General features: G+C 65.2%; 20 protein-coding genes, 1 tRNA gene and 1 pseudogene. 12 read left to right on the forward strand and 10 right to left on the reverse strand.

Annotated features, from left to right (window positions below):
* Nucleotides 1–176, forward strand: a pseudogene (locus BJ122_RS19630) (IS481 family transposase); the annotation flags it as partial.
* Nucleotides 177–328: 152 nt separating this feature from the next.
* Here the strand turns inward: BJ122_RS19630 and BJ122_RS12025 are convergent.
* Entirely contained in the window at nucleotides 329–832 is a 504-nt protein-coding gene (locus tag BJ122_RS12025) for a L,D-transpeptidase (protein WP_245407720.1), read from the reverse strand.
* Nucleotides 833–1,533: 701 nt separating this feature from the next.
* Here BJ122_RS12025 and BJ122_RS12030 point away from each other — a divergent pair.
* Nucleotides 1,534–2,892, forward strand: coding sequence for a TolC family outer membrane protein (locus BJ122_RS12030; RefSeq protein WP_245407714.1), 1,359 nt, complete (start codon nucleotides 1,534–1,536; stop codon nucleotides 2,890–2,892).
* Nucleotides 2,893–2,991: 99 nt separating this feature from the next.
* On the opposite strand, the gene BJ122_RS12035 is transcribed toward BJ122_RS12030, so the two are convergent.
* On the reverse strand, nucleotides 2,992–3,639 hold the full coding sequence (locus BJ122_RS12035; protein ID WP_245407715.1) for an acyl-CoA thioesterase: 648 nt from the start codon (nucleotides 3,637–3,639) through the stop codon (nucleotides 2,992–2,994).
* An 11-nt stretch (nucleotides 3,640–3,650) separates the two neighbouring features.
* Here BJ122_RS12035 and BJ122_RS12040 point away from each other — a divergent pair, with 11 nt between their 5' ends.
* On the forward strand, nucleotides 3,651–3,956 hold the full coding sequence (locus tag BJ122_RS12040; protein ID WP_110781321.1) for a monooxygenase: 306 nt from the start codon (nucleotides 3,651–3,653) through the stop codon (nucleotides 3,954–3,956).
* Between the two features lie 239 nt (nucleotides 3,957–4,195).
* Here BJ122_RS12040 and BJ122_RS12045 read toward each other — a convergent pair.
* A tRNA-Leu gene (locus BJ122_RS12045) sits at nucleotides 4,196–4,280 on the reverse strand.
* A 134-nt stretch (nucleotides 4,281–4,414) separates the two neighbouring features.
* Between BJ122_RS12045 and BJ122_RS12050 the strand changes: the two genes are divergently transcribed.
* Nucleotides 4,415–5,401, forward strand: a complete 987-nt coding sequence (locus tag BJ122_RS12050) for a complex I NDUFA9 subunit family protein (RefSeq protein WP_110781257.1) — start codon at nucleotides 4,415–4,417, stop codon at nucleotides 5,399–5,401.
* Nucleotides 5,402–5,481: 80 nt separating this feature from the next.
* Here the strand turns inward: BJ122_RS12050 and BJ122_RS12055 are convergent, their stop codons facing one another.
* A complete protein-coding gene (locus BJ122_RS12055; protein ID WP_110781258.1) occupies nucleotides 5,482–6,288 on the reverse strand; it encodes an undecaprenyl-diphosphate phosphatase in 807 nt (268 codons plus the stop codon).
* A gap of 177 nt (nucleotides 6,289–6,465) precedes the next feature.
* On the opposite strand from BJ122_RS12055, the gene BJ122_RS12060 reads away from it, so the two are divergent.
* The gene (locus BJ122_RS12060) at nucleotides 6,466–7,158 is read left to right on the forward strand and encodes a glutathione S-transferase family protein (RefSeq protein ID WP_027279002.1); all 693 of its coding nucleotides are present in this window, start codon (nucleotides 6,466–6,468) and stop codon (nucleotides 7,156–7,158) included.
* Entirely contained in the window at nucleotides 7,107–8,285 is a 1,179-nt protein-coding gene (gene queG / locus BJ122_RS12065; protein WP_110781259.1) for a tRNA epoxyqueuosine(34) reductase QueG, read from the forward strand. Before BJ122_RS12060 ends, queG begins: the two co-directional genes overlap by 52 nt.
* Before the next feature lie 186 nt (nucleotides 8,286–8,471).
* Here queG and BJ122_RS12070 read toward each other — a convergent pair whose 3' ends face one another.
* Nucleotides 8,472–9,275: an alpha/beta hydrolase gene (locus tag BJ122_RS12070; RefSeq protein WP_110781260.1), complete on the reverse strand. Its 804-nt coding sequence runs from the start codon at nucleotides 9,273–9,275 to the stop codon at nucleotides 8,472–8,474.
* Between the two features lie 354 nt (nucleotides 9,276–9,629).
* Here BJ122_RS12070 and infC point away from each other — a divergent pair, with 354 nt between their 5' ends.
* From infC to pheT, 6 genes are all read left to right on the forward strand, one after another.
* On the forward strand, nucleotides 9,630–10,169 hold the full coding sequence (gene infC / locus BJ122_RS12080) for a translation initiation factor IF-3 (RefSeq protein WP_110781262.1): 540 nt from the start codon (nucleotides 9,630–9,632) through the stop codon (nucleotides 10,167–10,169).
* A gap of 375 nt (nucleotides 10,170–10,544) precedes the next feature.
* Nucleotides 10,545–10,745 (forward strand): 50S ribosomal protein L35, encoded by a 201-nt coding sequence (rpmI, locus tag BJ122_RS12085; protein ID WP_027278999.1) that lies wholly within the window; start codon nucleotides 10,545–10,547, stop codon nucleotides 10,743–10,745.
* Between the two features lie 86 nt (nucleotides 10,746–10,831).
* Entirely contained in the window at nucleotides 10,832–11,191 is a 360-nt protein-coding gene (gene rplT, locus BJ122_RS12090; RefSeq protein ID WP_027278998.1) for a 50S ribosomal protein L20, read from the forward strand.
* Nucleotides 11,192–11,380: 189 nt separating this feature from the next.
* Nucleotides 11,381–12,463 (forward strand): phenylalanine--tRNA ligase subunit alpha, encoded by a 1,083-nt coding sequence (gene pheS, locus BJ122_RS12095; RefSeq protein WP_110781263.1) that lies wholly within the window; start codon nucleotides 11,381–11,383, stop codon nucleotides 12,461–12,463.
* A gap of 236 nt (nucleotides 12,464–12,699) precedes the next feature.
* Nucleotides 12,700–13,125, forward strand: coding sequence for an endonuclease domain-containing protein (locus tag BJ122_RS12100; RefSeq protein WP_110781322.1), 426 nt, complete (start codon nucleotides 12,700–12,702; stop codon nucleotides 13,123–13,125).
* A gap of 193 nt (nucleotides 13,126–13,318) precedes the next feature.
* On the forward strand, nucleotides 13,319–15,748 hold the full coding sequence (gene pheT, locus BJ122_RS12105; protein WP_110781264.1) for a phenylalanine--tRNA ligase subunit beta: 2,430 nt from the start codon (nucleotides 13,319–13,321) through the stop codon (nucleotides 15,746–15,748).
* Between the two features lie 155 nt (nucleotides 15,749–15,903).
* Here the strand turns inward: pheT and BJ122_RS12110 are convergent, their stop codons facing one another.
* The 5 genes from BJ122_RS12110 to odhB all read right to left on the reverse strand — a co-directional run bounded on the left by BJ122_RS12110 (nucleotide 15,904) and on the right by odhB (nucleotide 20,685).
* Complete coding sequence (locus BJ122_RS12110) at nucleotides 15,904–16,458, reverse strand: hypothetical protein (RefSeq protein WP_110781265.1); 555 nt, start codon at nucleotides 16,456–16,458, stop codon at nucleotides 15,904–15,906.
* A gap of 179 nt (nucleotides 16,459–16,637) precedes the next feature.
* The gene (gene lpdA, locus BJ122_RS12115) at nucleotides 16,638–18,041 is read right to left on the reverse strand and encodes a dihydrolipoyl dehydrogenase (protein WP_110781266.1); all 1,404 of its coding nucleotides are present in this window, start codon (nucleotides 18,039–18,041) and stop codon (nucleotides 16,638–16,640) included.
* 32 nt (nucleotides 18,042–18,073) lie between these two features.
* Nucleotides 18,074–18,820, reverse strand: coding sequence for an SDR family oxidoreductase (locus BJ122_RS12120; protein ID WP_110781267.1), 747 nt, complete (start codon nucleotides 18,818–18,820; stop codon nucleotides 18,074–18,076).
* Between the two features lie 52 nt (nucleotides 18,821–18,872).
* On the reverse strand, nucleotides 18,873–19,277 hold the full coding sequence (locus BJ122_RS12125; RefSeq protein ID WP_110781268.1) for an MAPEG family protein: 405 nt from the start codon (nucleotides 19,275–19,277) through the stop codon (nucleotides 18,873–18,875).
* Between the two features lie 73 nt (nucleotides 19,278–19,350).
* On the reverse strand, nucleotides 19,351–20,685 hold the full coding sequence (gene odhB, locus BJ122_RS12130; protein WP_110781269.1) for a 2-oxoglutarate dehydrogenase complex dihydrolipoyllysine-residue succinyltransferase: 1,335 nt from the start codon (nucleotides 20,683–20,685) through the stop codon (nucleotides 19,351–19,353).
* Nucleotides 20,686–20,706: the final 21 nt, after the last annotated feature.

Raw genomic sequence — 20,706 nt, forward strand, 5'->3', positions numbered from 1 at the left:
GCCTCTGGCAGGTGCCACGCGCCTTGCGCGGTGAACGCCTCGCCGTGCGGCCGCTCGACCAGGACGGTCGCTATGGAATCTTCTTCGGATCGTGGTCAGTCGCAACGATCGACTTGACCACGCCCAAAAGTGTCAGTGATGTCCCCGAACAGGTGTCCGACATGTCCCCGGGCTAAACACTTGTCGCGGGCATCCACGTCTTGAAAGCGCTTCATGATCAAAGACGTAGATGGCCGGGACGAGCCCGGCCATGACGTTCAATAATCAGCGTTGCTATCAGACCCAAAGGAGGGCCTTCGGCTCTGATGTCCTCAGAACCGAATGATCACTAGCGCGCCGTCACCACCACCGTGGTGCCGACCTTGACGCGCTGGAAGAGGTCGGTGACGTCGTCATTATACATGCGCACGCAGCCATACGAGACATAGCCGCCGATCGACTGCGGCCGGTTGGTGCCGTGGATGGCGTATTCACCGCCAGCCAGCGTCATGGCCGCGGCCCCCATCGGGTTCTGCGGGGTGCCGCCCGGAATCACGTTCGGCATATCGGGATTGTCGCGGCGCACGTCGGCCGGCGGCGACCAGGCCGGCTCGCGATATTTGCCGTCGATCCGGGTGATGCCCGACCACTGCTTGCCGACCTTGCCGACCCCGACCGGATAGCGAACGGCGTGCTGTTCATCGATCACGTAATACAGCCGGCGCTCCCTTGTCTTCACCACGATGGTACCGGGCGAGTAATCTCCGCGAAACGCGACGACGTCTGGGCGGGCTTCGGCCTGCGGCGCGGCAAGCAGCGCTCCAGTAATCAGGCTGGCGGCGGCAAACATCATCGTCAATCGCATCGGTATCTCCGGTCCAATGGCCGCATCAGCGGCATAAGCAATATCGTGAAGGGGCCGGCAAACGGCCCGGTCGCGCAAATGTCTGGGAGGAAATGATGGGGGGCGGTCTTTACCGATCAGTTGCCGACGCCGCTCTCAAATCGCTCCGGCGCACCGACCAAACGGCAATCGCTGGATCAAGTAAATAGCGCGCAAACAACAGCGGCCGACAAAGCACCAAAAAATATCAATCGCCGACATCAACTCTGCGCAAGGCGATAGCTGAGGCATTCGCTGGCCGCCCAAGGCTGATTGCGGCCGCCGCCCGAACATGACGATGATGACGGGGACAGCCTCCTCACAGCTTGCCGATCGAGCGTTGGCTGCGGCGCGATCCGCCCGGCGGCAACGCGGGAGACGGGGCATGCGCAGCCAGCGCATGGCGGCCACGCTGCGACAAACCGTCCGCCGGCACGCGCCTTAGTTCGCCTCATTGCCAGCTGATTGTCAGGAAAACCCGGATATATCCTGCAATGCGAACAATCGTTGCCGATCAAAGCCCTTTGACGCGACGACTCGCGATTCCGGCCCGGGCGATGTAAGACGGGCGCAGTGCAGTACAGGTTTCTCTCACGGTAACACTGACGATGGTTCTGAAATCCATGAGCGCAACACGGACGTCCGGTCGCCTGGTTCGACGCGGAGTGGCCATGGCGCTCGGTGCCTGGCTCGGATTGACCGCGGCCGACGTTGCGCGGGCGGAATCGCTGTCCGACGCATTGGTGAAAGCCTATCAGAGCAATCCGCTGCTCAATGCCGAGCGGGCGCGCCAGCGCGCCACCGACGAAAACGTGCCGCAGGCGCTGGCCGGCTACCGGCCGCAGATCATCGCTAGTCTGAGCGCGGGGCTGCAATCGGTGCGCAATACGCTGGTCGACAATACGCTGCAGACCGCGACGCTGAAGCCGTGGACCGTCGGCGTTACGGTGAGCCAGAATTTGTTCGACGGGTTCCGCACCAGCAACAGTGTGCGCGCCGCCGAATTGCAGGTGCGCGCCGGCCGCGAGGCGCTGCGCAATGTCGGCCAGGGCGTGCTGCTCGACGCCATCACCGCGTTCACCAACGTGCTGGCCAATCAGGCGCTGGTGGAAGCGCAGCGCTCCAACGTCACCTTCCTGCGCGAAACGCTGAACATCACCCAGCGCCGTCTCAGCGCCGGCGATGTCACCCCGACCGACACCGCCCAGGCCGAGGCCCGCCTCAACCGCGGTCTCGCCGATCTCAATGCCGCCGAAGTCAATCTGGCGGTCAGCCAGGCGACCTATGCCCAGGTGATCGGCCAATCGCCGGCGCGGCTGAACGCGCCCGACCCGATCGACCGGCTGCTGCCCGGCAACCGCGAGGACGCGATCGCGCAGGCCCATAAGCAGCATCCGGCGGTGATGGCGGCGAGTTTCGACGTCGATGTCGCCAGCACCGCGGTCAAGATCGCCGAAGGCGGGCTGCTGCCGACCCTGACGCTGCAGGGCACCGCCAGCCGGGATTCCGACACCGACACCTCGCTGGGCGTGCGGCGCTCCGGCCAGGCCAGCGTCGGCGGCCAGCTGGTCGCCCCGGTCTATGATGGCGGCGTCGCCGCCTCGCAGACCCGGCAGGCCAAGCAGGTGGTGTCGCAGAGCCGCCAGGTGCTCGACCTGATCCGGAACCAGTCGCGCACCGCCGTGGTCGGCGCCTGGGCCGCCAATGTCGGCGCCAAGGTCGCGGTCAGCGCTGCCGAATCCGAAGTGCGCGCCGCCACGGTGGCGCTCGACGGCGTGCGGCGCGAGGCCCAGGGCGGCCAACGCACCACGGTCGATGTGCTGAACGCCCAGCAAGATCTGGTCGCCGCCAAGGCGCGCCTGATCAGCGCGCAGCGCGACCGCGTGGTGGCGTCCTATACGCTGCTGAGCGCGGTCGGTCGGCTCGACGTCAAAACACTCGGCCTGAAAACGCCCGACTATCTGCCCGAAGTGCACTATCACCAGGTGCGCGACGCCTGGCACGGGCTGCGCACGCCGTCGGGTCAGTAACCGCCCGTCATACCATCGGGTCGTATCATTGGCCGTCATATCCGCGCGTGTCGCTTGTATCCACGCGGCGTTCGGCTGCTGAGCAGCCACAATTGACAATCATTCTTGACGAGGACCGTCCGGCGCTGACTGCGGCGGCGCAGCAATCAGCGCGCGGTGATAGACGTCAATAAATTCAGCGGGCATGCGCCGCGGCCGGCCGCTGCTGAGCTCGATACTCACCAGCTGCCAGCGGCCACGCATAATGATTGCACGATCGCGCGGCCGGATCAGCTGAAAGCTGCGCTGCATGGTCAGCTTGCCATCGCTGGCGGTGATCCAGGTGCCGAGCAGCAGCTGGTCGCCTGCAAAACTCGGCAGCAGATAATCATACTCGCCCCGGCGAATCGCCACCGCGCGGTCGAGCCGCTGCCAATCCGCCAGACACAGGCCAAGCGCTTCCGAATGCGCCCAGCCGATGCTGTCGCACCAGCGCACATAGACCGCGTTGTTGGTGTGATTGAGCCCGTCAATATCAGCCGCGGCGGGCGACACCGGCAGCACGAAGGGCGACGGGAAATCCCAGGCGAAATCGGAAACGGAAGGTTCGGTCATCAGGATGCTCGCCCCGCGGGGCACGAATCGCCCGCCCGGGTTTAGCGCATCCGCAGCGCGTTGCCAGCCCTTGGGTCGCCGGCGTCGCGTAAACCATATTGCGTTGACCGGCGCCGAATGGGATCCACGTCCTGAGCACACCAGAATTTGCAATGGAGACCGCCATGACCACCACGCTGCTGCAATTCGACTTCCCGTTCGAGGGCCCTTGGGGGCCGGAGATGACAGCCGCATTCGGCGAGCTGGCGCAGGACATCGCGGCGGAAGACGGTCTGATCTGGAAAATCTGGACCGAGAATCGCGCCGAGAATCGCGCCGGCGGCATCTATCTGTTTCGCGATGCCGAGGCGGCCGAACGCTATCGCCAAAAACATGCGGCGCGGCTGACGTCGTTCGGCATCACCGGCATCGTGGCGCGCGCTTTTGCGACCAACGCAGACCTGTCGGCGATCACGCGCGGTCCGTGCTGAGCGGATGACGCGAGGCAGCCCGTACCAGCGGGCTGCCGGCGACCGCCGTTATGATCGCGGCGAACGGAAACTCTGCGCACACACAACGGAAAACGCCGCAGCACGCGGCGACAGCAGCAGCGCTTCAGGACCATGACGCGCGGCCACGGCCGATCGCAGCCGGAGGGCTGCCATGACGTCTTTATAAGCTGAATGGATTTTGCTGCTGAGGGCGAGGCATCAAGCTGAACGAAGCAGCTTGGTGCCCAGGAGAGGACTCGAACCTCCACGGTGTTACCCACTGGTACCTGAAACCAGCGCGTCTACCAATTCCGCCACCTGGGCCCGGGCGGGTTAGTAGGGGGCCGCGAGCGACTTGTCAAACAGGTTTCGCACTTTGGCGTCGCAATGTTGACGGCTGTTGACAGAAACTGCGAAAACAAAAGCAGTTTCACAGAGATCGCGATCAGGACAGCGCCATGGCTTCGCATTCCGACACCCTTGTCACGGTTTTCGGAGGTTCCGGATTCCTCGGACGCCACATCGTCAGCGCGTTGGCACGGCACGATTACCGAATCAGGGTGGCGGTGCGCCGTCCGGACCTCGCCGGACATTTGCAGCCGCTCGGCCGGGTCGGGCAGATTCACGCCGTGCAGGCCAATCTGCGTTACCCCGAATCGCTGGCCGCGGCGGCGCGCGGCGCGGGCGTGGTGATCAATCTGGTCGGCATCCTGGCCGAGACCGGCAAGCAGACTTTTGACGCCGTGCAGGGCCAGGGCGCCGGCGCGGTGGCGCAGGCCGCCGCCGCGGTGGGCGCGCGCATGGTGCATGTCTCGGCGATCGGCGCCGACGCCAATTCCAGCTCGCGCTACGCCACCGCCAAAGCCGCCGGCGAGCGCGCCGTGCTGGCCGCGGTGCCGTCAGCGGTGATCATGCGGCCGTCGGTGGTGTTCGGCCCCGAGGATCAGTTCACCAACCGCTTTGCCGCGCTGGCGCGGCTGTTGCCGGCGCTGCCGCTGGTCGGCGGCGGCGTCAACAAGCTGCAGCCGGTCTATGTCGGCGATGTCGCGCAGGCGGTGGCGGCCGCGGTCAATGGCCGCGCCAAGCCGGGCGCGATCTATGAGCTCGGCGGGCCGGAAGTGCTGACCATGCGCGAGGTGATCGAGATCATCTTGCAGGTGATCCATCGCCGCCGCCGGCTGCTGTCGCTGCCGTTCGGGCTCGCCAAGGCGCAGGCGATGCTGCTGCAATTTGCGCCGGGCATGCTGCAATTGACGCCCGATCAGGTCGAGCTGCTAAAGGTCGACAATGTGGTGTCCGATGCCGCCAAGGATGCCGGGCTGACGCTGCAGGGCCTTGGCATCACGCCCGATTCGCTCGAGGCGGTGGCGCCGTCTTATCTGTGGCGGTTCCGCAAGACCGGCGAGTTTTCCAACGGCGCAGGCAGCGAACGCAACTCGAGCTGACGCGAGGCGCAAGCTGACGCGGCGTGCAAGCTGACGCAGGCGGGCGCCGCGCAGGCGCCCCGCCGGGATTGGACGTGTGATTAGCGTCCGAACGCCAGCGCGATCAGGCCGAGCGTGCCAACCAGCACCCGCCACCAGGCAAACAGCGTAAAGCCGTGGCGGGTGACATAGGTCAGGAAGGTCTTCACCACGATGATCGCGGTGATGAACGACACCACAAAGCCGACCGCGACCACCAGGCCGTGATCCATCGTCATCTCGCCGTGGCTTTTGTACAGATCGTACACAAAGGCGCCGAGCATGGTCGGGATCGCCAGGAAGAACGAGAATTCGGCGGCGGCGCGCCGGTCAGCGCCGAGCAGCATGGCGCCGACGATGGTGGCGCCGGAGCGCGACACGCCGGGGATCATGGCGATGCACTGCACAAAACCGATCGCCAGATAAGTGCGCAGCGGAAATTCGGTGGCCTCATGGTGCACCGGCTGCAGCTTGAGCTGATCGACCCAGAGCAGAATACCGCCGCCCAGGATCAGCGTGAAACACACCACCCAGGGATTGAACAGATAGGCCTTGATATAGCTGCCGGCGGTGGCGCCGATCACCGCGGCCGGCAGGAACGCCACCAGCACGCCAATCACGAACCGGCGCGCCGCCGGATCGCTGAACATGCCCAGCGCGATCTTCGACAGCTTGGTGAAATACAGCGCCAGGATCGCCAGAATGGCGCCGAGCTGGATCAGAATCGCAAAGCTTTTCCAAAAACTGCCCTCGCCGAGATCAAAAAACCGCTCGGCCAGCAACAGATGGCCCGTGGAGGACACGGGCAGAAATTCGGTCACCCCCTCGATCACGCCGAGGATCACCGCGCGCAAAATATCGGCTAACATGAAAGCAAGTTCCGTGATGAATGGGATCGGCCCGGAAAAAGCCGAGTTCTTCTCGCCTATTCGTCCCAGGGCCGCAACGGCAAAGATTGCAGAGTTGCGGCCAAGCGGGCCTGAAGCCGCTGCCGCGGGGCCGGCAAGGTCAGGAATTGTTAAGCACCCGATCCCTATTTAGGTTGCATGTATACGTTGTTTCACCACCCGTTTTGCCCGCTGTCGCGGTTCGTCCGCCTGGCACTCGGGGAGCATGGCCTTGACCTGCGGCTGGTGGAAGAACGGCCTTGGGAGCGCCGTACCGCGTTCCTGTCGCTGAACCCGGCCGGCACCACCCCGGTGCTGATTGCCGATGCCACCCCCGCGATCCCCGGCGCCGGCATCATTGCCGAGTACCTCGACGAAACCCACGGCGCCGCGATGGGCGACCGCCGGCTGCTGCCAAGTTCGATGGATGACCGCATCGAAGTGCGGCGGCTGATGGCCTGGTTCAACGAAAAATTCTTTGAGGAGGCCAGCGGCCCGCTGGTCACCGAACGGATCTACAAGCGTTTCATGAGCGAGGAAGACGGCGGCGGCCCGCCGTCGATGGACGTGATCCGCGCCGCGACCGCCAATGTGCGCTACCATCTCGCCTATATCGGCTGGCTGGCGCGCACCCGGAACTATCTCGCCGGCGATCTGATCACCTATGCCGACCTCGCCGCCGCGGCGCATCTGTCGGCGATCGATTATCTGGGCGATGTGCCATGGTCCGAGGACGAAGCGGCAAAGGCCTGGTACCAGCGGGTGAAATCGCGCCCGTCGTTCCGGCCGCTGCTCAGCGAATGGCTGGCCGGGGTGCCGGCGTCGCGGACCTATGTGGACCTCGACTTCTGACACGTCCCAACGATCTTAGCCCGCAACTGGCCGAGCAGGCGCGCGCGCTTGGCTTTGATGCCTTCGGGATCGTCGCGCCGGACGCGATCCCGTTTGCCGCCGCGCGGCTTGAGGCGTTTCTGGAATCCGGCGCCCACGGCACCATGGAGTGGCTGGCCGCCCATCGCGACCGCCGCGCCGACCCGCGCGTGCTGTGGCCGCAGGTGCGCTCGATCATCATGCTTGGCATGAATTACGGCCCGGATGTCGATCCGCGGCCGCTGCTGCAGATGCGCGAGCGCGGCGCGATCTCGGTCTATGCCAAGGGCGACGATTATCACGACCTGATCAAGCCGCGGCTAAAGACGCTGGCGCGCTGGCTGATCGCGCAGGCCGGCGGCGACGTCAAAGTGTTCGTCGATACCGCGCCGGTGATGGAAAAGCCGCTGGCGCAGGCGGCAGGATTAGGCTGGCAGGGCAAGCACACCAATCTGGTGTCGCGCGATCGCGGCTCCTGGCTGCTGCTCGGCGCGATCTTCACCACGCTGGAATTGCCGCGCGATGCCGGCATGGATGAGCGCTGCGGTTCGTGCCGCGCCTGCCTCGACGCCTGCCCGACGGGGGCGTTTCCGGCGCCGTATCAGCTCGATGCCAGGCGCTGCGTCTCCTACCTCACCATCGAGCACAAGGGCCCGATCGCCCCCGAACTGCGGCCGCTGCTCGGCAACCGCATCTATGGTTGCGACGACTGCCTGGCCGCCTGCCCCTGGAACAAATTCGCGGAAATCGGCCGTGAGGCGAAGCTGGCGGCGCGCGAGGCGCTGCGCGCCCCGACGCTGGCCGAACTGGTGACGCTCGATGATCCAGGCTTTCGCGCGCTGTTCAGCAAATCGCCGATCAAGCGCATCGGCCAGGCCCGCTTCATCCGCAATGTGCTGATCGCGATCGGCAATTCCGGCTCAGCGGAACTGGTCGCCAGCGCCAGATCCCGGCTCGCCGACCCCGAGCCGATGATCCGCGGCGCCGCAGTGTGGGCGCTGTCACGGCTGCTGCCGCCCGAGGAATTCGCCGCGTTGGCGGCAGCTCATTGCAGCTGCGAAAGCGATGACAGCGTCGTGCAGGAATGGCGGCTCGCGGTCGCGTCATAGAAGGGCGGAACCGCGCCGGCAGCACCCCCAGCCTCCGCTTGTACCAACGGCGATTGATACCAACCGATCCGCACGTCATGGCCGGGCTCGTCCCGGCCATCCACGTCTTTGATCTTGCAGCGATTTTAAGACGTGGATACCCGCGACAAGCGCGGGCATGACGGTCATTGATACAACCCGATGGTATTAGTCTCTGCAAAATTCCTTCAGCGTCGCGATCAGCCGGGCGATGTCCTGCGGCCGGCTCAGGCGATGGTCGCCATCCTGGATCATGGTCAGCACCACGTCGTCGCAGGGCAGCCGATCGGTCAGCGCGAACGCATGGCGCCACGGCACGTCTTCATCCTTGGCGCCTTGCAGAATCCGCACCGGGCAGCCGGTTTCGATCGCGCCGCCGAGCAACAGGTGATTACGGCCATCCTCGATCAGCTTCTTGGTAATCGGATAGGCCTCGCCATAGGCGGAGGGCTGCGCCCACTGGCCCTTGCTGTCGATCTCGGCGCGGATTTCCGGCGAAAAGTTCTGCCACATCAGCGCTTCGGTGAAATCCGGCGCCGGCGCGATCAGGATCAGCGCCGCCAGTCGGCCGCGGTAGCGCTCGGGATGGCGGGCCAGTTCGCGCGCCAGCAGCAGCGCCATCCAGCCGCCCATCGACGAGCCGAGCACGATCTGCGGGCCCTCACAGTGAGCCGCAAACACCGCCAGCGCCTCTTCCAGCCAACGCGAAATGGTGCCGTCGACGAAGCGGCCACCGGATTCGCCATGGCCGGAATAATCGAAGCGCACGCAGGCCCGGCCGGTCTCGGCGGCAAAGTCATCGACCGCCACCGCCTTGGTGCCGCCCATGTCGGAGGCAAAACCGCCGAGCCAGAACAGCCCCGGGCTCTTGCCGCTGCGGCTACGCACCGCGATGCGGCGGGCCTCATCACCCGTGCCGACCTCAATGAAAGCCGGCGCACCGGCGGACGGTTGTTGCTCTGCGATCGTCATGACTCACCTCACCCCGCTGGTGTGCGGCGCCGGCCGGCGGCCGTCAACCATCGTACAGCGACACGCAAACGGGAACTTTGGGGCCGCGCCCCGCTTATTTGTAGGTCGTTCTACGCGCCCGGGGCCCCGCGGCGTTGCCGGAAAGCCTCTTAGACGATGGTTTTGACGCGCTTCTGTACGGGTTTGCTTGCCGTCGCAGGCGGTTTCCGTCACACTGTCAAGTGATCAGCCAGTGGACTGCGGGTTCGCATCCGGTTGTGCCCGGGCTTGAAGCCGGCCGCGGAATCTGATCCCAAACCCGCACGCTGAACTGATCGTTTCGCCGACTTCGTTCACAATATTGGAGAGATACCCATTCGCCGTCCCAACAGAGCCCCGCCCACCGTCGCCAAGGATGGGCCGCGCACCAACGATGAAATCCGCAATCACGAGATCCAGCTGATCGACCAAGCTGGCGTCAACCATGGCAAGATCGAAACGATCGTCGCCATCAAGATGGCCGCCGAGGTCGGACTGGATCTGGTCGAGATTTCGCCGAACACTTCGCCTCCCGTCTGCAAGATCATGGACTACGGGAAGTTCAAGTATTCGGCGCAAAAGAAGGCCGCCGAAGCTCGCAAGAAGCAGAAGATCGTCGAGATCAAGGAGGTCAAACTCCGCCCGATGATCGATGATCACGATTACAACGTGAAGATGAAGGCGATGCAGCGGTTCTTCGAGGAAGGCGATAAGGTGAAGATCACCTTGCGCTACCGTGGCCGCGAAATGGCGCACCAGGACATCGGCACCAAGCTGTTGGAGAAGGTGAAGAGCGACGTGGCGGAATACGCCAAGGTCGAGCAGGACGCCCGCTTCGAAGGCCGCCAGGTGGTGATGGTGCTGGCGCCGCGCTGAACCTCGTTCCGCCGCCAAAATCTCCGTTCGGCCAATACGGCCCGTCAGACACCTGGCGGGCCGTATGGTTTTTGATTCGTTAACGATTGGCCCGGCATTGGCTTCGGGGAAGCCGGCCGCAGGACGGCCTGCCGAGACGGCCTTTCGAATCGGCCTCAACCGCTGCTGCAGCAGCCGGTTAGCCGTTGCCAAGCCGGCATAGCTCTGTCATAAGCGCAACCTTCATCGCCCGGCTGATCAAGGGCTGCCGTGTCGATGACCCCGTGCGAGCTGTTCACTCCCGAGAACAGGCATGCACATTCAACGCTCTAGCGAGCATTTAGTCGGCCAGCTGCCCCTCCGGGCGGATCAGCTATGGCCAATCAGGAGAGCCAAATGCCCAAGTTGAAGACGAAATCGGGCGCCAAGAAGCGATTCAAGGTGACCGGCACCGGCAAAGTGGTTTCGGCCCATGCCGGCAAGCGCCACGGCATGATCAAGCGGACCAAGAAGCAGATTCGTCAGCTGCGCGGCACCCGCATCATGTTCAAGACCGACGGCGAGAACATCAAGCAGTATTTCCTGCCGAACGCCTGACCGTTCCAGCCGCTCCCTGAGCGGCGACCTCATCGGGCCGCGCCCGCGCGGCTAGCATCCAACAAATCAGATGAAGGAGATCAGTCATGGCGCGCGTGAAACGCGGTGTGACGGCTCACGCCAAGCACAAGAAGGTCTACAAGGCAGCCAAGGGCTTTTCCGGCCGCCGCAAGAATACCATCCGCGCCGCCAAGGCCGCGGTTGACAAGGCGGGTCAATACGCCTTCCGCGACCGCAAGCGGAAGAAGCGCACGTTCCGTGCGCTGTGGATCCAGCGCATCAATGCCGCGGTCCGTCCGTTTGGCATGACCTACAGCGCGTTCATCAACGGCCTCGCCAAGTCCGGCGTGATCGTTGACCGCAAGGTGCTGTCGGATCTGGCGATCCGTGAGCCCGCGGCGTTCCAGGCGATCGCCGAGAAGGCCAAGGCCGCGCTCGCGGCCTAAGTCCGTGTCCCCTCTCTCGCACCGAGAGAGGGTCGAACGGCTGCAGCGGCGCCCGCGCCGCTGCGCAACGTTCGGGGTGGGGTGTCCTGCCGACTGACGTAAGTACGCCCCACGATTCCGTTTCACACCCACCTGCAGCGCAGACGCTGCGCTCATCCCGTTACGGGACGTGGGAGACCGGGGCGTTTCATGTCCAATCTCGAATCTCTGCAGACCCAGATCCTCGCCGATATCGCCGCTGCGGCCGATGAAGCGGCGCTGGAAGCGGTGCGTGTTGCTGCGCTCGGCAAGAAGGGCTCGATTTCCGCCCTGCTGGCCACGCTCGGCAAGATGGAGCCGGAGCAGCGCAAGACCGAAGGCGCTGCCATCAATCTCGCCAAGGAGCAGGTGACCAGCGCGCTCGCCGCCCGCCGCGAGGTGCTGAAAGCCGCGGCGCTGGAAGCGCGGCTCGCGTCCGAAACCATCGACGTCACGCTGCCGCTGCGCGACAGCGCCGCTGAGCAGGGCCGCATTCACCCGCTCAGCCAGGTGTGGGACGAACTGACCGCGATCTTCGCCGATATGGGCTTTGCGATCGCCGAAGGTCCGGACATCGAGACCGACGACAACAACTTTACCCGGCTGAACTTCCCCGAGGGTCATCCGGCCCGCGAGATGCACGACACCTTCTATTTCAATCCGAAGGATGACGGCTCGCGCCTGCTGCTGCGCACCCACACCTCGCCGGTGCAGGTGCGCACCATGCTGAGCCAGAAGCCGCCGATCCGGGTGATCTGCCCGGGCCGGACCTATCGCAGCGACTCCGATCAGACCCACACGCCGATGTTCCACCAGGTCGAGGGCCTGGTGATCGACAAGGGCAGCCACCTTGGCCACCTGAAATGGATTTTGGCCGAGTTCTGCAAGGCGTTCTTCGAGGTCGACAACATCAACATGCGGTTCCGGCCGTCGTTCTTCCCGTTCACCGAGCCGTCGCTGGAAGTCGATATCCAGTGCCGCCGCGATAAGGGCGAGATCCGGTTCGGCGAGGGCGAGGATTGGCTGGAAATCCTCGGCTGCGGCATGGTCCATCCCAACGTGCTGCGCGCCTGCGACATCGATCCCGAAGTTTACCAGGGCTTTGCCTGGGGCATGGGCATCGATCGGATCGCGATGCTGAAATACGGCATGGCCGATTTGCGCCAGCTCTTTGAAGCCGACGCCCGCTGGCTCAATCACTACGGCTTCAAGCCGCTCGACATCCCGACGCTGGCTGGGGGCCTCAGTTCGTGATGACCGGCTCGACTGCGGCTGTTAGCATCGCCGCAAGGTACGTCCGCCCCCCTCTCCCGCTTGCGGGGGAGCGGGCTGTCCGTGCCGCCCCTGTGCTTTCAGAACGCCGTCCGCCCCTCACCACATTGAATGCGGCCAAACTTATCTCCAGTATCGGCCAGCTCGGCAGCGTCGAGCTTGGCGGGGTCGTTCCCTCCCCCCTTGTGGGGGAGGGTCAGGGAGGGGGGGCAGCAGCAATGCCCCGCATCAAAGTTAGTCCGGTACAGCGCGGCCGCGCCAAAGCGCTGCGGCAAACAATGACGCCCGCCGAGACGCTGCTGTGGCGCCACATTAAAGCGCATCGCATCAATGGTCTCGGTTTCCGGCGGCAGATGCCGTTCCGCAACTATGTCGTCGATTTTGCCTGCCTGTCAGCAAAACTGATCGTTGAACTCGACGGTGCGTCGCATGATGGCCTCGCCGCTCAAGGCGCTGACGCGCACCGCGATGCTTTCTTCGCCTCGCAGGGCTTTGTCGTCATGCGCTTCACCAATGAGCAGGTGAAAACCAATCTCGAAGGCGTGGTGGAAGCTATTCGTCAGGTCGCAAGCGAGCGCCTGCGAGTTAGCCCCCCCTCCCTAACCCTCCCCCACAAGGGGGGAGGGAATGAAGAACTCAAGTGACGCTGGCGTTGCGGGATGCGCAACGCTCTTCGTCTTTTTTGGTTTGAAAACATAGGCAGGCGTGATTTTGCCCGACATGAGCGACAACTCGCTGACGTGCTGCAGGCAATAAGAAACGACTGCTTCAAGAAGACACGGCTTTCCATTGCGGAGGCCTCAAAACTACTGCTGATGCAGTGAGGTCGTTAAAACCATGAAATTCACCCTCTCCTGGCTGAAAGATCATCTCGACACCGACGAGTCGCTCGACAAGCTCGCCGACAAGCTCACCATGATCGGGCTTGAGGTCGAGCACCTCGAGGACAAGGCCAAGGCGCTGGCGCCGTTCGTGATCGCCAAGGTGATCACTGCCGAACAGCACCCCAACGCCGACCGGCTGCGGGTGTGCATGGTCGATATCGGCCAAAAGAATTCGGCCGGTGAACCCGAGCCGGTGCAGGTGGTATGCGGCGCGCCCAATGCCCGCGCCGGCCTGCTGACCGTATTCGCCCCGCCCGGCACCTATATTCCGGCCAAGAACATCACGCTCAGCATCGGCACCATTCGCGGCGTCGAAAGCCGCGGCATGCTGTGCTCGGCCGCCGAGCTGGAAATCTCCAACGATCATGACGGCATCATCGAGCTGCCGGCCGATGCGCCGGTGGGCGAGCCCTATGCCGCCTTCGCCGGCCTCGGCGATCCGGTGATCGAGATCAACCTGACGCCGAACCGCCAGGACTGCACCGGCGTGCACGGCATCGCCCGCGATCTTGCCGCGGCCGACATGGGCAAGCTCAAGGACCCGGCGATCAAGGCGATCAAGGGCGAGTTCCCGTGCCCGGTGAAGGTGATCGTCGAAGACGAAAAACTGTGCCCGGGCTTTGCGCTGCGGCTGGTGAAGGGCGTCAAGAACGGCCCCTCGCCGGAATGGCTGCAAAAGCGCCTGACCGCGATCGGGCTGCGCCCGATTAACGCGCTGGTCGACATCACCAACTACATGACGTTTGACCGCGGCCGGCCGCTGCATGTGTTCGACGCCGCCAAGGTCAAGGGCGACCTCACGGTGCGCCGCGCCCGCGCCGGCGAAACGCTGCTGGCGCTCGATGGCCGCAGCTACACGCTCGATGAGCGCGTGTGCGTGATCGCCGACGAGCATGGCGTGGAATCGCTGGCCGGCATCATGGGCGGCGAAGCCTCCGGCTGCTCGGACGACACCACCGACGTGCTGATCGAATCGGCGCTGTGGAACGAGATCAACATCGCCCAGACCGGCCGCCGGCTCGGCATCAATTCCGACGCGCGCTATCGCTTCGAGCGCGGCGTCGATCCGGCATTCATGGTGCCGGGGCTGGAACTGGCCACCAAGCTGGTGCTGGAAATGTGCGGCGGCACGCCGTCGGAAGCGGTGGTGGTCGGCCAGCGCTTTGGCGATGACCGCATCATCGAATTCCCGCTCGCCGAGGTGAAGCGGCTGGCCGGCATCGAAGTGCCGCTGCCGGAAATCCGCCTGATCCTGCAACGGCTCGGCTTCAGCATGGCCGGCCAGGGCGATACCGTGAAGGTGGCGGTGCCCTCCTGGCGCAGCGACGTGTACGGCAAGGCCGACATCGTCGAGGAAATCGTGCGCATCGTCGGCGTCGATCAGGTGCCGCTGACGCCGTTTGCCCGGGGCGAGTCGCCGCGCAAGCCGGTGCTGACCCTGATGCAGAACCGCACCCGCCGCGCCAAGCGCGCACTGGCGGCACGCGGCATGGTCGAGGCCGTGACCTGGTCGTTCATCGCCAAGGCAGAAGCCGAAGCGTTTGGCGGCGGCCAGCCCGAATTGGCGCTCGCCAATCCGATCGCGTCCGACCTGTCCGACATGCGGCCGAGCCTGCTACCGGGCCTGATCACTGCCGCGCAGGCCAATGCCGATCGCGGCTTGGCCGATCTGGCGCTGTTCGAGGTCGGCCAGGTGTTCAAGGGCGACCAGCCGCAGGATCAGCTGATGGCCGCGAGCGGCGTGCGCCGCGGCTTTGCCTCGGCGCAGGGTCTTGGCCGACATTGGTCCGGCACCGCCGCTGCAACTGCGCTCGATGCCAAGGCGGACGCCTTCGCCGCGCTCGCCGCCGCGGGCTGCCCGATGCAGGCGTTGCAAATCGCCACCGGCAAGGCGCTGCCGTCCTGGCTGCATCCTGGCCGCTCCGGCGCGATCCAGATCGGGCCGCAGAACGTGCTCGGCTATTTCGGCGAACTGCATCCGCGCGTGCTGGAGCAGCTCCATGCCGACGGCCCGGTGGTGGCGTTTGAAGTGATCCTCGACAAGATTCCAGAGGGCAAGGCCAAGGCGACCCGCGCCAAGCCGACCTTGGAGCTGTCCGCGTTCCATCCGGTGTCGCGCGACTTCGCGTTCATCGTCGATCGCGGGGTTTTGGCCGGCGATCTGCTGCGCGCGGCGCAAGGCGCCGACAAGAAGCTGATCACCGCCGCCACGGTGTTCGACGTCTATGAGGGTAAGGGCATCGACGCCGGCAAGAAGTCGGTGGCGATCGCGGTCACCATTCAGCCGCGCGAAAAGACCCTGACCGACCAGGAGATCGAGGCAATCGCCGCCAAGATCGTGGCCGAAGTCACCAAAAAGACCGGCGGCGTGCTGCGCGGCTAACCCCGCCAGCACGATCGTCTCCCCACACATTATCCGCACGTGATGGCCGGGCTGGTCCCGGCCATTGACGTCTCTGATCCTGCGAAGCTTTTAAGTAAAGCGGCAAGCGCGGGCAGGACGGCCATTGATCCGACCCGACGATACGCCCCGAAGCTTTAGCGCGCGGCCTTGCGGCTGGCGCGCACGCGGCGGCGTAGTTCGCCGATCCGGCGCAAGGTGCGCTGCGCCCAGCCATCGCCGCTGCTGTTGAGCAGCTCAGCCATCTTCGCTCTGATCTGCGCCATGATCGGCGCCACGATAGCGTGCGCCTTGGCGCGCAGATCAATCACGAACCGGTACACCGCCGCGAACCAGTTGAGCTGCAAAAGCTTGGGCTTGGTGACGTCGAAGATGAAGGCGGCGACGCCCAGCCCAATCAGATGGGCGAAGGCGAAGATCGCCAGGCCGCTGCTCCAATGACCGCCGGCCATCAGCGCCAGCGCCAAGAATTTCAGCGGATAGAGCGGCGCCACCGGCACCAGAAACACCAATAGCGCCGCGGACGGCGACAGCCGCTCGACCCAGCCCGCCAGCCACGCTTTCAGCTCGCGCAGCGGGATCACGGCGACCAGGCGCGCCACCACTGGCGCCAGATGATCCCAGAACCACGCCTCGATCAAAAAGATGATCGCGAGCAACACCCACAGCGGTTGCAGCAACCGGCGCTTCATCACTGACCCTCGCTCCGGTAAATCCGGATCGCCTCACACCAACGGTGATACCAGCCAATCCGCATGTCATGGCCGGGCTCCGTCCCGGCCATCCACGTCTTTGATCTTGCAGCGCTTTCAAGACGTGGATGCCCGCGTCAAGCGCGGGCATGACGAGCCAATGGCCGGAGCCGTTTGTATCACATATGGATGGCGCGCTTGGCCACCGAAAGGGCCGCCTCCTTGATCGCCTCCGACCGGGTCGGGTGGGCGTGGCAGGTGCGCGCCAGATCTTCGGCCGAACCGCCGAATTCCATCAGCACCGCCGCTTCATGGATCAATTCGCCGGCCTCGCGGCCGAGAATGTGCACGCCGAGCACCCGGTCGGTGCGGGCGTCGGCCAGCACTTTGACGAAGCCATCGGTGGTCTGGTTGACCTTGGAGCGGCCATTGGCGGTGAACGGGAACTTGCCGACCGTGTAGGCGATGCCGGCCTCCTTCAGCTCCTCCTCGCTCTTGCCGACGCAGGCCGCTTCCGGCGTGGTGTAGATCACGCTCGGAATCACCTCATAATTGACGTGTCCGGCCTTGCCGGCGATCAGCTCGGCGACCGCCATGCCTTCGTCCTCGGCCTTGTGCGCCAGCATCAAGCCGCGCACCACGTCGCCGATCGCATAGACGCCGGGCACGCTGGTGGCGAAGTGATCGTCGATCTCGATCCGGCCGCGCGCATCCGTGGCGATGCCGGCCTCTTGGAGGCCAAGATGGCGGGTGTAGGGAATGCGGCCGATCGCGACCAGCACCACGTCGGCTTCCAGCGTTTCGGCCGCGCCGCCGGCGGCGGGCTCAATGGTGGCGCGCAGCATCGGCCCGGAACTATCAACCGCGGTGACCTTGCTGCCAAGCTTGAAGGCAAAGCCCTGCTTTTCCAGAAGGCGCTGGAACTGCTTGACCAGCTCGCCATCCATGCCGGGCACGATCCGGTCCAAAAACTCGACCACCGTGACCTCGGCGCCGAGCCGGCGCCACACCGAGCCAAGCTCGAGCCCGATCACGCCGGCGCCGATCACGAGCAGCTTGCCCGGCACCTTGTCGAGCGACAGCGCGCCGGTCGAGGACACGATGCGCTTTTCATCGATCTCGACGCCCTTGAGCGGCGCCACGGTCGAGCCGGTGGCGATCACGATCGACTTGGTCTCGACGGTCTGCGACGCGCCGTCAGCGCCGGTCACTTCCAGCCGGCCGGTGCCGAGCACCTTGCCGGTGCCGCGCAGCACGTCGATCTTGTTCTTCTTGAGCAGGAACTCGACGCCTTTGACGTTGCCGTCGATGCCCTGCTGCTTGAACGCCATCATCGCCGGCAGATCGAGCGCCGGCTGGCTGACGCCGATGCCCATCTTGGCGAAGCTGTGGCCGGCTTCCTCGAACAATTCGGAGGCATGCAGCAGCGCCTTCGACGGCATGCAGCCGATATTGAGGCAGGTGCCGCCAAACGTGTCGCGGCGCTCCACCACCGCGACTTTCAAGCCGAGCTGGGCGGCGCGGATCGCACAGACATAGCCGCCGGGGCCGGTGCCGATGACAACGAGATCGTAAGTGGCCATGCTTGCAGTCCTGTCATTGCCGGGCGGCGATGCTAACGCCCGCCCGAAACATCGATAATGGTCGAAGTGATGTAGGAAGCCTGGTCGGACAGCAGCCAGACCACGGCATTGGCAATCTCGGTGACGGTGCCGACCCGCTGCATCGGCACATGGGTCGCCAAGCGCCGGGCACGGTCCGGATCGCCGCCCGAGGCGTGAATGTCGGTATCGATCAGTCCCGGCCGCACCGCCACCACGCGAATGCCTTCGGCGGCGACTTCATGACCAAGCCCGATGGTGAAGGAATCGATCGCGCCCTTGGAGGCGGCATAGTCGATATAGGTGTTCGGCGAGCCGAGCTTGGCGGCCACCGAGGAAATGTTGACAATCACCCCGCCGGCGCCGCCATGGCGGGTCGACATGCGTCGCACCGCCTCGCGCGCGCACAGCATGCTGCCAATGACATTGACCGCGAACATGCGCTCAAGGCGCTGCGCCGACATTTGCTCGAGCCGGCTGGTCGGGGCGACGATGCCGGCATTGTTGACCAGCGCGCCAAGCGGTCCGAGCTGATCGGCGGCCTTGAACAGCGCCAGCACATCGCGCTCATCGGCAAGGTCGCAGCGCACCGCGCTGGCTATGCCGCCCGCAGCCGCGATCGCCGCGCAGGTGTCGTCAGCCGCCGCCGAATTGCTGGCATAGCCGATCAGCACCTGATCGCCGCGCGCCGCACAGGCCAGCGCCACGGCGCGCCCGATGCCGCGGCTGCCACCCGTGACGATGACCACGCGATTGGCCATGCTTGCTCCCGAACTCGATCCTAAGCGAGGCGACCGGAGCGGTCCGCTCACCTCACCCGACGAACAGCCGCACCAGCATGGCCAGCAGCGCCAATAGCGACACGAACCAGACCACACTGCGCAGCAGCGGCACATGCACAAGATAGGCCGGAACGTACAGCACCCGCATGGTCAGCCAGGAGACCGCACCAATCGCGCCCAAACCACCGCCGCGATCCGTGACGGTCAGCGCCAGGGCCAGCGCCACGAACGCCGGGTAGGTTTCCAGAAAATTGCGGAACGCGCGCGCGGCGCGCCCGGCAAACACGCTGTTCACGGCGCGCGGCTGATCACGCGGCCCGGCCTGATAGGCGCCGCCCAGCTCGACGGTGGTCGGCACCGAGGCCAGGAACAGCTGCACCAACAGCAGCACCACGCTCAGGCCCAGCACCACGATTTCAATCGGCAGCGATTGCATGTTTCCCCCTCACCAAGCGGGCACCACGATCAGCGCCCGCCGCGTCACGCTGCAAGTTAGTCGCTGCGCGCCGTTACAGATCGAGTACCAGCCGCGCCGGATCTTCCAGGCTTTCCTTGACGCGCACCAGGAAGGTCACCGCCTCCTTGCCGTCGATCACGCGGTGATCATAGGACAGCGCCAGATACATCATCGGCCGGATTTCGATCTTGCCGCCGACCGCCACCGGCCGTTCCTGGATCTTGTGCATGCCCAAAATGCCGGACTGCGGCGCGTTCAGGATCGGGGTCGACATCAGCGAGCCGTAGATGCCGCCATTGGTGATGGTGAAGGTGCCGCCCTGCATCTCCTCGATCTTGAGCTGGCCGTCGCGGGCGCGCTTGCCGAAATCGGCGATGCTCTTTTCGATCTGCGCCAGCGACTTGTGATCGCAATCGCGCACCACCGGCACCACCAGGCCCTTGTCGGTGCCGACCGCAACGCCGATGTGGTAGTAGTTCTTGTAGATCAGATCGCTGCCATCGATCTCGGCATTGACTGCCGGAATGTCGCGCAGTCCCTGCACGCAAGCGCGCACGAAGAAGCTCATGAAGCCGAGTTTCACGCCATGGCGCTTCTCGAACACGTCCTTGTATTGCGCGCGCAGCGCCATCACCGCGCTCATGTCGACCTCGTTGAAGGTCGTCAGCATCGCCGCGGTGTTTTGCACGTCCTTGAGCCGGCGCGCGATGGTCTGGCGCAGCCGCGTCATCTTCACCCGTTCTTCGCGGGCGGCATCATCGGCCGGCGAGGGCGCGCGCACCTGCACGGCGGCGGCCGGCTGATTGACCGGGGTCGGCGCCGAAGCAGCCTTTTCGATCGCCGCCAGCATGTCGCCCTTGGTGACGCGGCCATCCTTGCCGGAACCGGCCAAACCTGTGGGATCGATCCCGGTTTCGGCGGCGAGCCGGCGCACCGACGGCGCCTGCGGCGCATCGGCGGGCGGCGCCTTGGCCTCGGGCTTCGGCTCCGGACGCGGCCGCGGTTCTTCCGGCCCGGCATTGATCGGCCTGGTGCTGTCGGTCTTGAGGTCCGGGCGGCCGGTGGTCTGCTCGGGCGCGATCGGCGCCGCGGCGGCCTTGGCTGCTTCCTTCGACGCTTCCTTGGCCGGCTCCTTGGCAGCCGGCTTGCCGGCGCCTTCGCTGATCTGGCCGAGCAGCGCGCCGACCGAGACGGTCTCGCCGTCCTTGGCGACGATCTCGCTGAGCGTGCCCGCCGACGGCGCCGGGACTTCGATGGTGACCTTGTCGGTCTCCAGTTCGACCAGCGGCTCATCGACCGCGACGGCCTCGCCGGGCTTCTTGAACCAGCGGCCGATGGTGGCCTCGGTTACCGACTCGCCGAGCGTTGGAACGCGGATTTCAGTCATGGTGGCTTTCCTCTCGGGATC

The organism is Rhodopseudomonas faecalis, from assembly GCF_003217325.1.
In the GTDB taxonomy this organism is placed as follows: Bacteria; Pseudomonadota; Alphaproteobacteria; order Rhizobiales; family Xanthobacteraceae; genus Rhodopseudomonas; species Rhodopseudomonas faecalis.